The organism is Amycolatopsis sp. VS8301801F10 (assembly GCF_046195355.1).
Classification (GTDB): Bacteria; Actinomycetota; Actinomycetes; order Mycobacteriales; family Pseudonocardiaceae; genus Amycolatopsis.
The window spans coordinates 2795563-2807095 of record NZ_CP176065.1; the positions used below are offsets into that span (position 1 = coordinate 2795563).

Consider the following 11533-nt stretch of genomic DNA (forward strand, 5'->3'; position numbering starts at 1 on the left):
CGGGAAGTGTCAGCTGGCGGGGGAACCAAGGCGATCATCGCGGCGCTCGCCGCCAACGCCGGGATCGCGGTGGCCAAGTTCGTCGGCTTCCTGGTCACCGGGTCGTCGTCGATGCTGGCGGAGGCGGTGCACTCGCTGGCCGACACGTCGAACCAGGGGCTGCTGCTGCTCGGGCAGAAGACCTCCAAGCGGCGCGCCACCCGGGAGCATCCGTTCGGGTTCGGCCGCGAGCGGTACTTCTACTCCTTCATCGTCGCGCTGATGCTCTTCACCCTCGGCGCGGCGTTCGCCCTCTACGAGGGCATCCACAAGATCATCGAGCCGCAGCCGCTGGAGACGCCGGTCGTCGCGGTGGCCATCCTCGTCGTCGCGATCTGTCTCGAGGGCTACAGCTTCCTCACCGCGATGGGGGAATCCCGCAAGATCAAGGGCAACGCGAGCTGGTGGCGGTTCATCCGCCAGGCCAAGGAGCCCGAGCTGCCGGTCGTGCTGCTGGAGGACTCCGGCGCGCTGCTCGGCCTCGTGTTCGCGTTGCTCGGCGTCGGGCTTTCGGTGCTGACCGGCGACCCGGTGTTCGACGGCATCGGCACGGTCTTCATCGGCGTGCTGCTCGGCGTCATCGCGATCATCCTGATCGTCGAGATGAAGAGCCTGCTGATCGGCGAGGGCGCGACCGAGACCGACCTCGCGACCATTGTGGACGAACTGGCCGCGGGCAAGGTCGAGCGCGTCATCCACATCCGCACCCAGTACCTCGGCCCGGACGAACTGCTCGTCGCCGCGAAGCTCGCGCTCGTGCCCGGACTCGACACCGCCGCCATCGCCACCGCGATCGACGACGCCGAGGCCCGCGTGCGCGCGAAGGTCCCCGTCGCGACGTTGATTTACCTGGAGCCCGACCTCGACCGCGCGGCGCGCTGACTGTCCGGACAGCTGGCGCCCAACTGACACGCTAGGGTGGCGCCCGGTCCCCACGAAGGTCACCGCAGGAGGTCAACGTTGCCCGGCACTGGGTTGTGGCGCACCAAATCAATCGAGCAGTCCATTTCGGACACCGATGAACCGGAGACGAAACTCCGCAGGAACCTGAGCGCGTGGGACCTCACGGTCTTCGGCGTCGCGGTGGTCATCGGCGCCGGCATCTTCACGCTCACCGCGCGCACCGCGGGCGACTTCGCCGGGCCGTCGGTGTCCGTCGCGTTCGTGATCGCGGCGATCGCCTGCGCGCTCGCCGCGTTGTGCTACGCCGAATTCGCTTCCACCGTCCCGGTCGCGGGCAGCGCGTACACGTTCTCCTACGCCACCTTCGGCGAGTTCATGGCGTGGATCATCGGCTGGGACCTGATCCTGGAGCTGGCCGTCGGCGCCGCCGCGGTGGCCAAGGGCTGGTCGTCCTATCTGCAGACGGTGCTGGAGTACCTCTTCGGCAAGGGAACCAAGACGTCGATCGATCTCGGCGGCGGTTTCGGCATCGACTGGGGCGCGTTCATCGTCGTGGCCGCGCTGGTGACGCTGCTGGTGCTCGGCACGAAGCTGTCGTCGCGGTTCTCGATGGTGATCACCGGCATCAAGGTCGCCGTCGTGCTGTTCGTGGTCATCCTGGGCTTCTTCTACATCAAGGCCAGCAACTACACGCCGTTCGTCCCCGAGGGCAAGCCCGCCGGATCCGGGTCGAGCGGCGTCGACCAGTCGCTGTTCTCGCTCATCGCGGGCGGCGGCAGCAGCACCTTCGGCATCTTCGGCCTGCTGGCCGGGGCGTCGATCGTGTTCTTCGCGTTCATCGGGTTCGACATCGTCGCGACCACCGCGGAGGAGACCCGCAACCCGCAGCGGGCCGTGCCGCGCGGCATTTTCGGTTCGCTGGCGATCGTGACCGTGCTGTACGTCGCGGTGTCGCTCGTGGTCGTCGGCATGGTGCCCTACACCGACCTGTCGACCTCGGCGGGCGACGGCAGCCACAAGACGCTCGCCACCGCGTTCTCCGCGAACGGCGTCGACTGGGCCGCGAACGTCATCTCCGTCGGCGCGCTGGCCGGGCTCACCACCGTCGTCATGGTCCTGATGCTCGGCCAGGTGCGGATCATCTTCGCGATGTCCCGCGACGGCCTCATGCCGCGCGCGCTGGCCAAGACGAGCGACCGCGGGACGCCGAAGCGCGCCACGCTCGTGGTCGGCGCCCTGGTCGCGGCAGGCGCGACGTTCTTCCCGGCCGACAAGCTCGAGGAAATGGTCAACGTCGGCACGCTGTTCGCGTTCATCCTGGTGTCCGCGGGCGTGCTGGTGCTGCGCAAGACCCGTCCGGACCTGACGCGGGCGTTCCGCGTCCCGGGCGTGTGGGTCATCGCGCCGCTGGCGATCCTGGCCTGCCTGTGGCTGATGCTGAACCTGACCGTACTGACCTGGCTGCGGTTCGTCGCCTGGATGGTGCTCGGCGTGGTCATCTACTTCGCCTACAGCCGCCGGCACTCGCTGCTCGGCAAGCGCCAGTCGGGAGTGGACCAGGGCGGAGTGGTCTCCGGCTCCGCGCCGCCGGTCGCCGACTGACCGGTTTTCGCTGCTCAGCGGCCCGTCGCCCGTAGTGGGCGGCGGGCCGTTTCGCGTGGTGGGCCAGCAGGTGGTCACGGATGCGCAACTCGCGAATCTCAGTTCGGGCGGCTGCTCGGGCCCACCAGGGAAGGCCTGCGGAGGGTGCGATACCCTCCGCGTCGTCTTCCCTCTGACGGGTTAATCACTCTCGGGTAATTCGCACGAACAGTGGTCGGGGTTCCTACGGAGGGTCGCAGTTCTCCGCGTGTCTTATCCCCCGTTCGGATTTTTCCTTGAGGAGCAACTCCATGCCCATCAGCACCAGACTTCGCGCTGGTTTCACGGTCGCCGCGGTGGCCGGACTGGCCCTGCTCGGCACCGCGACCTCGGCGCTCGCCTGCACCACGGACGACGACCGGGCGAAGCCGGTCGAGGGCAAGGCGAGCACGTGCGCCGAGGCGAAAGTGCCCGGCGAGCTGCTCGCCGCGGGCGACCTCACCGTCACCGGCGGCACGAAGACGGACCAGTACCTGAACGTCACGGCGGTGCGCGAGGGCGTCACGGTCACCGCGATCGTGGTCAAGGGCGGCCCCGGTTTCAACGTGTACGTACCGGGCAAGAAGGGCCTGTCGGCCACGCCGCCGTGGGAGAAGCTGCGCTCGCCGTTCAACCGCGGCGACCAGCTGCCGACGATCAGCCACTGGTTCGCGTGCGGCACCAAGACCGCGCCGACCAAGCCGCCGGTTTCGGAGACGCCGACCACGACTCCGGAGCAGCCGACTTCGGAAGCTCCGACCACGACGCCGGGGACGCCGGCGACCTCGTCGGCTCCGAGCGGGGCGACCTCCGCTCCTGCTACGACCAGCGCTCCGGCCGCGGTTCCGGCGGGGAATCAGAACGGGACTGGCGGCGGGTTGGCCAACACTGGGTTCGACAATGCCTGGTTGTTCTGGGTGGCCGGGGTGTTGATTGTCGCCGGTGGCGGGTTGTTGGTGCTGCTGAAGCTGCGTCGCCGGGGTACTAACTGATAGTTGGGGGTGTTTGCCAAGGCGGGGGAGATGACTTGGCAAACACCCCCGAACCGGGGGGGGGGCTTCGCATCGGAGTGCGGGGGAGGCGCTGGGCGCGTCTGGCGGCCTAGCGCGGGCGAGGCAGGTCGCCGAAGAGGGAGCCTTGTTCGCCTAGCGTCCTTGCTCTGCCGTTCGGGCGGCCCAGGCCCGCGGCCATGGCCACGGCGTTGTCCCATTCCGGGTCGGCCAGATATTCGGTGTGTTTGAGGACTCCTGGGGCCCAGCGGTGACGGCCGTCGGGGTTGCGCAGGGGGTCGGGGACCCAGTGGTCGCCGCCGAGGACCAGGACTCCCGCGTCGTCCGGGGTTGCTTCCAGGGCTCCCCATTTGCCATCCGGGAGGTAGCCCTCGCCCAGCAGGTGGCCGTTGCTCGTTTGGTGACGCCAGGTGGTTACGCCGCCGCCGAAGATGTCTGTTCCCCGGCACAGTGCGCGCCAGCGGCCGTCCAATGCGGAGAACAGCTCTGCCAGCGAGTCTTGGGGCAGCACTGCCGGGAAGGCGCGTTGGTAGCCCCACTGCAGCGGGGACCCCGCGGTGAGAAGGCCGACTCGGTCGCGTTCGTCTGGCGGGAGTTCGGCGCAGAGTTGGGCGGCGGTGAGCACGGTCAGGACGCTGCCCAAATTCAAGCCCGACAACACGACTCGCGTGCCGGGTTCGGCCAGGTGTTCCTTGACTCGCGCGGCCAGTTCGGGGACGACTTTGAGCGCGTAGCAAGGCGGTACGCCGGGGTGGGCGGCGCGGGGCCAGAAAGACACGAGGTCCGCCAGTGCGCCCAGGTGGCGGCTTCGTTGCGGCGAACGGGCCGCGGAGTAGACCACTCGCAGCAGACCGGCGGCCAGTGCGCCCAGCGCGAATACGCCGATCGCCGAGACTGTGGTGAACCAGCTTGGCTGCAGATTGAACCCGAAGCGGACGACCAGCAGCGCGATCGCGCCGACACACAGGCCGAGCGCGACGATCACGGCCAGGTGGTGCAGGTGGCGGCGTTCCCACGCGGAACGCGCCCAAGCCCGGGCAGCGTCTTGTTCCTGTTGCTCGTCGTGTTCCATCAGTTCGACGATGGGCGGGATGCCGCGCCGGCGGCGGCGCAGCGGGACGGCGATGGCGTATCCGGCGATGGCGAGCAGGGCCATCAGGCCCAGTCCGCCGCCCCACAGCACGGTGACCAGGTCGTACGTCGTGGGCAGGGCAAGCTTGTCGGCGCGGAGCAGTTTTCGGACGGCGATCGCCAAGCCGGCGCCGAAACCGCCGCCGAGGAGTCCGGCGAGTGCGAGTACCGGAGCCGCTGCCCAGCCGCCGAGCCACGGGCGGAGCCGGCGGGGGCGGTCGCGCCAGGCGGAACGGGCCAGCAGCGCCGACGGGATCAGCGCGAGGGCGAACAGCAGGGTGACTACCAGCAGGGAGCCGCCGAGGCCTTCGACGGTGGTGTCGACGCCGGGGAGCCGGTTGTCGACCGGGACGGCCAGCACGGCGGCGTAGACGACCAGCAGCGTCGCGAAGGTGATCAAGGTCCGGCGCGCGATGGCGCCCGCGTCGCTGCCGATCGCGCCCGCGACCAAAACGGCGAGGACCAGCGCGAGCGTGCAAATCCACCCGATCAATTGCGGGATTTTCGTGGGCACGTGAAATGGTCCGCCCAGCAAGAGCAAGGCAATGCAGGCGAGTGCGGCAACCGCGTGGATCGCGGACATTCCGGGCGCTTCCGGATCCGCGCGCAACCGCATCGGAGCGCCTTTGCGGATCGGATGTTCGGGCGGGCGCACCCGCCAGTTCGTGGACGAGATCCGGTGCAGGGCGTAGACCAGCGCGAGGAGCACCGCCACGCCGATGCCGATCCGCAGCGGTCCCTTGCGCAGTTCCGGGGTCACCCAGGTGAGGCAGCCGCGTCCGGGAGCGAGGCACTGCGTCGCGACAAGGTCCAGCACCGCCGCCGCGACCTGGCTGACCAGCAGCATGGTGAGCAGCACCGCGGCGATCCGCAGCAGGCCGCGGCACAGTCCGCCGAGCCAGCGGCCGCGGTGCACCGGCGGCAGCATCCAGAACGCGACGTTCGCCAGCGAGAACGGGAACAGCAGCGCCCAGGCGGCCTTCGCGACGCCGCCGGACGTCATGCCGCTCCACAGGTAGCCTTCGACAGTGCGCGGGATCGACCGGCCGAGCGCGGGCACCACCGGACCGGGAGCCGGACGCCGCAGCCGGTCGGCCGGGCGCACCACGCGGCCGAGTTCGTCGCCGGCGACGTCGACGGTCTGGACCGTGTCGAGGAGCGTCTCGCCGCTCGTGCCCACGAGTCCGGACACCCTCATTTCGACGATGCGGGTGTCAGGGCCGGGGAGCGGGGCGGGCACGGTGGTTCTCTCCTCATCCGTTCGAGTCAGGGTCGAGCCGACAACGGTACTGTTCAGGTGCCATCAAACCTTGGAGGAACCGCACTATGACCCCCGAAAGCGTTGTCAAGCGGCACGACACCCGGGGCGGCATCGAATTCGCCGTCGCCGATCTCGAGGCCGCCGAGTTCGGCCGGAAGGAGATCCGGCTGGCCGAGCACGAGATGCCCGGCCTGATGGCGCTGCGTCGCGAATACGCTGAGGTCTACCCGCTGCGCGGGGCGCGAATCGCCGGGTCGCTGCACATGACCGTGCAGACCGCGGTGCTGATCGAGACGCTGGTGGCGCTCGGCGCGGAGGTGCGCTGGGCCTCGTGCAACATTTTCTCCACGCAGGACCACGCCGCGGCCGCGGTCGTCGTCGGGCCGCACGGCACGCCCGAGGAGCCCAAGGGCGTCCCGGTGTTCGCGTGGAAGGGCGAAACGCTCGAGGAATACTGGTGGTGCACTGAGCGGATGCTCACGTGGGAGGGCGAAGGCCCGAACATGATCCTCGACGACGGCGGCGACGCCACCATGCTGGTGCACAAGGGCACCGAGTACGACAAGGCGGGCGTGGTTCCGCCCGCCGACGACGAGGACCCCGAGGAATGGAAGGTCTTCCTGGAGCTGCTGCGCGCTTCGGTCGCGGCGGAGCCGGGCAAGTGGACCGCCATCGGGCAGGGCGTGAAGGGCGTCACCGAGGAAACCACCACCGGCGTGCTGCGGCTGTACCAGCTGGCGGCCGCCGGCGAGCTGCTGTTCCCGGCGATCAACGTCAACGACTCGGTGACCAAGTCGAAGTTCGACAACCGCTACGGCATCCGGCACTCGCTGATCGACGGCATCAACCGCGGCACCGACGTGCTGATCGGCGGCAAGGTCGCGGTGGTCTGCGGCTACGGCGACGTCGGCAAGGGCGCGGCGGAATCGCTGCGCGGCCAGGGCGCCCGGGTGATCGTCACCGAGATCGACCCGATCTGCGCGCTGCAGGCGATGATGGACGGCTACGAGGTCAAGCGCCTCGAGTCGGTGCTGGACCAGGGCGACATCTACGTGACCACCACCGGCAACAAGAACGTGGTGATGGTCGAGCACATGGCGCGGATGAAGCACCAGGCCATCGTCGGCAACATCGGCCACTTCGACAACGAACTCGACATGGCCGGCCTCGCCCGCTACCCCGGCGTGCGGCGCGTGAACATCAAGCCGCAGGTCGACGAGTGGGTGTTCCCGGACGGCAAGAGCATCCTCGTGCTGTCCGAGGGTCGCCTGCTGAACCTGGGCAACGCGACCGGGCACCCGAGCTTCGTGATGTCGAACAGCTTCGCGAACCAGGTCATCGCGCAGGTCGAGCTCTTCACCAAGACCGAGGAGTACGACAAGGAGGTCTACCGCCTCCCGAAGAAGCTGGACGAAAAGGTCGCCCGCATCCACCTGGAAGCCCTCGGCGGCGAGCTGACGAAGCTGTCGAAGGAACAGGCGGAATACATCGACGTGGACGTCGAGGGCCCGTTCAAGTCGGAGCACTACCGTTACTGATCGCTGACCTCGAAGCCGCCCCGGAATTCGTTTCGGGGCGGCTTTTGTCTGCAAATGAAAACGCGCTCGACCGGACTCGGGGAGAATGGGCAAAAGCCAGCGGGCTCCTCGTCCGCTAACGCGGATACCGCATCGTCAGCACCGCAGTAGCCGGTCCGCCAATTCCGCGGTAAACATGCTCCGTTTCCGCGATAAACGTATGCGTCCCGGCCGCGGAAACTGTCACCGGCGCGTCCATCGGCCCCACCTCCGCCGTTCCGGTGAGCACGGTCAGCACTTCCCGCACGCCAGGGCGGTGCGGCTGCGAAACCTGGACCCGCTCGTGGATCGTCAGCCGGTACACCTCCGTCACGCCGTCGGGGTCCTCCCAGCGGCCGAGCAGGGTCGCGGCCACGCTGTCGCCGTGGGCTTCGGCCACGCCGTCGTCGCCGAAGAGCAAGTCGCTCAACGGGATCGACAGCGCGGTGGCGATGGCGAACAGCGTGTCCAGCGTCGGGTTGCGGCGGCCGTTTTCCAGTTCTGACAGCGTTCCCTTGCCGAGGCCGCTGTCGGTGGCGAGCGTGGTCAGGCCGACGCCCGCGCGGGTGCGCAGCGTGCGGATGCGGGTACCGACCGCCGCGGCGAGGGCGCGGCCGTCCGGGGCGGGTGACGTCGACACCCGGCCTAGTCTAGTGTTCTGTTTACAGAACAGCTGGAGGTGTGCGGATGTCGGCAGTGCACAACGTGCAGGACGCGCTCGACGATGCGGGCGTCGAAGGACGGGCGCGGACGCTCCCGCAGTCCACGCGGACGGCGGCCGAGGCGGCGGAGGCGCTCGGCTGCGAGGTCGGCGCGATCGCGAACAGCCTGGTCTTCGTGGCCGACGACGCCCCGCTGCTGGTCTTGACCAGCGGCGCGCACCGGGTGGACGTCGAGGCGCTCGCCGCGCGGCTCGGGCGCGGCCGGATCCGCCGGGCCAAGCCGGACGAGGTGCGCGCGGCCACCGGCCAGGTGATCGGCGGCGTGTCGCCGGTCGGGCATCCGGCTCCGCTGGAGACAGTGGTCGACGAGGCGTTGCGGCAGTATTCGCGGGTGTGGGCCGCGGCCGGTACGCCGAACGCCGTCTTCCCGACGACGTTCGACGAACTGGTCCGGATCACCAAGGGCACGCCGATGCGGGTGGACGGGTAAAGCTCAGTTCCATTCCACCGCGATGCCGGCCAGCCCCGGGCCGGTGTCGCGGAAATACCCGCTCGTCACGCCGCCGGTGTCGCACGGCAATTCCTCCGCCTCGACCGGAAGGGCGTCGTCGCGGGCGCGGACCTCCCGGGTGATCCGGGCGGGCATCGCGGTGGGCGCGAACTGCAGCTGCAGCAGATAGCTCGCGCACTGGTCGCGCAGCATCCGGTAGTAACCGGGGAACGTCACCGCGGAATTGTCGTGGATTTCAAAACAGAAGACATGGATTTCGCCCTCGGCGAGCTTCCGGTCGAAAAGCAGCTCGGTCGCCATCGTCTCGCGCGCCGGATGCCTGCGGATCCGGCCGACGCGGCAGCCTTCCGCGGTGATCAGCTCGACGTCGTCGATCCGGCAGCCGGGATCGCCGTTGTAGACCGCCACGTACCGGTCCGGTCCGTGCCGCCGCGCGCGGGTGACCAGCCGGGTGCGAAATTTCACCTGATGTTTGTGTTCGTCGATGGTGATCTGGTCGTGCACCGACAGCATTTCCAGGTCGGAGTTGGACTGCCGGGACGCCGGAGCCGCGCCGAGGTCGCTCATCAGCTGCTCGACGATCGCGCCCATCTCGCCCGAGCGCAGGTCGTGGAACGACGCCGCGGCCTGGTGCCCGCGCGGGCGCGCGGTGCGCGGGCCGATCAGCACCACGAGCGAGTCCGCGGGCAGCTGCAGCACCGATTCCAGCGCGCGGACCGCGGGCAGCGCCTTCGGCACCTCCGGCTGGCGCAGGCCGCGCTGCCAGTAGCTCAGCGTCGACTGTCCGATGTGGACGCCGCGGAGCGCGAGATGCGCCCGCAGCCGGGCGAGCGACAGGCCGCGATGCGCGATCGCGAGCCGCAGCGCCTGGTGGAATTCTCCGGATCGCAGTGCTTCGCCTAGCTCGGGCGGCAGTTCACCCGCGCCGCGCCGGCCAGGTTCCATGATCAGTGGGCCATCCCCGTCTCGTGCCACCGCTGTCCCTTCAACGCCGCCCGTGCGCTGGGCGTGAATGCCGCGGAACGTTCACGTTAGCAGCGCGCGGTCACGGGTCCGGCCCCCGTTTGGTGTGCTTGGCCACGGAAGGGTAACCGTTCCGTGTTCCACGGCGGACCCGGAACACCCTCCTAGCCGGACGGGCATCTTGCTCCGAGTGATCGACCGGTTCACCGTGGTGACCACCACTGGCCACGTCTAGGCGGGAGGTGCGTCGTGGGTCTGGGGAAACCGAATCACGTGGGGAGCACTGCCGGGCGGGTCCGGCGGTCCTCGACCACTTGCCGAAGGCACGTCGGACGCTTGCTGCTCCTCGTGGCGTTCACGGGCCTGGCGTTGCCGGTGTCGGCTCCGGGCGCGGGCGCGGCGCAGCCCGCCGGCGCCGGCAACGCCCACCTTACGACCGCGCCGCGCGCCGAGGTGGTGTCGAGGGACGGCCAGAGCACGCCGGCCCAGCCGCACGGCGACGACTGGATTCCGCTGCTCTGCATCGCCGGCCTGCTGATCGCGGTGCCGGTGGGTTACCTCGGCTACGTCCGCGCGCGCCGCGAGACGGCCTGAGCACCCCACCAAGTATCTTCGACCAGGTGGGGCGACTGGTCGTAATCGAAGGTCTGGACGGCGCGGGCAAGCGGACGCTGTCCGAGGGGCTGACTGCTGCGCTGGAAGACGCCGGCGCGAGCGTCGGCACTCTGGCCTTCCCGCGTTACGGCCGCAGCGTGCACGCGGATCTGGTGCGGGAAGCGCTGCACCGCGGGCACGGCGACCTCGCCGACTCGGTGTACGGGATGGCGCTGCTCTACGCCCTCGACCGCAGCGGTGCGGCCGACGAGATCCGCGCGCTGCTCGCGGCCAACGACGTGGTCCTGCTGGACCGCTACGTCGCCTCGAACGCCGCGTACGCCGCCGCACGGCTGCGCGAGCACGCGGATGGCGCTGTGGTGCAGTGGGTTTGGGACCTCGAGGTCATGCGGTTCGGCCTGCCGCGTCCGGACGCGCACCTGCTGCTGCGGGTGAGCCCGGAGGTCGCTGCCGAGCGAGCAGTCCGCCGAGCGGAGTCGGACGCGGCAAGGGCGCGCGATGCGTTCGAGTCGGACGACTCGCTGCAGCAGCGTTGCGCCGCGGTGTACGACGAGCTGGCCGCAGCGTCGTGGCTCGCGCCGTGGCATGTGCTGGACGGCGTGGCTGGGGTTGATTTGCCGATGCTGGCGAAGTCCCTGCTGGCTTAGCCCAGTGCCGCGGTGGCGGTGCGCACCTCGGCGAGCGCTTCGACGGCCAGCGGGCCGAACTCCCGTCGGTTGCCTGCCTCGACCCACCGGTGGAAGGCCGTCGTGAACGCGAGGCAGCCCAATTCGGCCGCGATGAGCGCGGTCGGCTCCTTGATCCCGCGTGCGGCGAGCGCGTCGTGCATGGCCGCGACCATCTTGGTGCGCTTGAGCAATTCGCGTTCGAGCAGTTCGCTGTTCGCCGCCACGACCGGCTGCCGGGCCCGGGCCTGAGCCAGCCGCTCGCCGGTGAAAACCGCCGCCACGGCATCCAATGCCCCGCCGACCGCTTCGAACGGCGTCGCGTCCGCTGGCGCCCCGGAGATGCCTTCGGAGAACAGCCGGGTCAGTTCCTCCTGCCCGCCGAACAGCACCTCGCGCTTGTCGGCGAAATAGCGGAAGAAGGTCCGTTTCGTGAGCCCGGCGCGCTCGGCGATTTCGGCGACCGTGGTCTGGTCGTAGCCGCGTTCGGTGAACAGGTCGAGCGCGGCCTGCGCCAAGCGTTGCCGTGCGTTCGGTTCCCAGCGGCCCATGCCGTCCAGTCTAGGTGATGACACCTGATGACATCAGGCGTACAGT

At 69.5% G+C, this 11533-nt stretch carries 11 protein-coding genes; 7 read left to right on the forward strand and 4 right to left on the reverse strand.

Going from position 1 to position 11533, the window contains the following annotated elements; all coding sequences use genetic code 11:
* Positions 1–6 precede the first annotated feature (6 nt).
* The 3 genes from F9C11_RS13510 (at position 7) to F9C11_RS13520 (ending at position 3554) form a co-directional block, all read left to right on the forward strand.
* A complete protein-coding gene (locus tag F9C11_RS13510; RefSeq protein ID WP_409185205.1) occupies positions 7–921 on the forward strand; it encodes a cation diffusion facilitator family transporter in 915 nt (304 codons plus the stop codon).
* 78 nt (positions 922–999) lie between these two features.
* Positions 1000–2544 (forward strand): amino acid permease, encoded by a 1545-nt coding sequence (locus F9C11_RS13515; RefSeq protein WP_409185206.1) that lies wholly within the window; start codon positions 1000–1002, stop codon positions 2542–2544.
* Positions 2545–2834: 290 nt separating this feature from the next.
* Positions 2835–3554, forward strand: a complete 720-nt coding sequence (locus F9C11_RS13520; RefSeq protein ID WP_409185207.1) for an LPXTG cell wall anchor domain-containing protein — start codon at positions 2835–2837, stop codon at positions 3552–3554.
* A 109-nt stretch (positions 3555–3663) separates the two neighbouring features.
* Here the strand turns inward: F9C11_RS13520 and F9C11_RS13525 are convergent, their stop codons facing one another.
* Positions 3664–5901 carry a hypothetical protein gene (locus F9C11_RS13525; RefSeq protein WP_409186899.1) on the reverse strand — a complete coding sequence of 746 codons (2238 nt, stop codon included), beginning with the start codon at positions 5899–5901 and terminating at the stop codon, positions 3664–3666.
* 128 nt (positions 5902–6029) lie between these two features.
* Here F9C11_RS13525 and ahcY point away from each other — a divergent pair, with 128 nt between their 5' ends.
* Positions 6030–7502 carry an adenosylhomocysteinase gene (gene ahcY, locus F9C11_RS13530; protein WP_409185208.1) on the forward strand — a complete coding sequence of 491 codons (1473 nt, stop codon included), beginning with the start codon at positions 6030–6032 and terminating at the stop codon, positions 7500–7502.
* Between the two features lie 115 nt (positions 7503–7617).
* Here ahcY and F9C11_RS13535 read toward each other — a convergent pair whose 3' ends face one another.
* Positions 7618–8160, reverse strand: coding sequence for a helix-turn-helix domain-containing protein (locus F9C11_RS13535; protein ID WP_409185209.1), 543 nt, complete (start codon positions 8158–8160; stop codon positions 7618–7620).
* A gap of 47 nt (positions 8161–8207) precedes the next feature.
* Between F9C11_RS13535 and F9C11_RS13540 the strand changes: the two genes are divergently transcribed.
* Positions 8208–8672 carry a YbaK/EbsC family protein gene (locus F9C11_RS13540; RefSeq protein ID WP_409185210.1) on the forward strand — a complete coding sequence of 155 codons (465 nt, stop codon included), beginning with the start codon at positions 8208–8210 and terminating at the stop codon, positions 8670–8672.
* Positions 8673–8675: 3 nt separating this feature from the next.
* On the opposite strand, the gene F9C11_RS13545 is transcribed toward F9C11_RS13540, so the two are convergent.
* Positions 8676–9638 (reverse strand): hypothetical protein, encoded by a 963-nt coding sequence (locus F9C11_RS13545; RefSeq protein WP_409185211.1) that lies wholly within the window; start codon positions 9636–9638, stop codon positions 8676–8678.
* A gap of 366 nt (positions 9639–10004) precedes the next feature.
* Between F9C11_RS13545 and F9C11_RS13550 the strand changes: the two genes are divergently transcribed.
* On the forward strand, positions 10005–10250 hold the full coding sequence (locus F9C11_RS13550; RefSeq protein ID WP_409185212.1) for a hypothetical protein: 246 nt from the start codon (positions 10005–10007) through the stop codon (positions 10248–10250).
* 26 nt (positions 10251–10276) lie between these two features.
* Positions 10277–10918 carry a dTMP kinase gene (locus tag F9C11_RS13555; protein WP_409185213.1) on the forward strand — a complete coding sequence of 214 codons (642 nt, stop codon included), beginning with the start codon at positions 10277–10279 and terminating at the stop codon, positions 10916–10918.
* On the opposite strand, the gene F9C11_RS13560 is transcribed toward F9C11_RS13555, so the two are convergent.
* Positions 10915–11487 carry a TetR family transcriptional regulator gene (locus F9C11_RS13560; protein ID WP_409185214.1) on the reverse strand — a complete coding sequence of 191 codons (573 nt, stop codon included), beginning with the start codon at positions 11485–11487 and terminating at the stop codon, positions 10915–10917. The genes F9C11_RS13555 and F9C11_RS13560 overlap by 4 nt on opposite strands.
* Positions 11488–11533 lie beyond the last annotated feature (46 nt).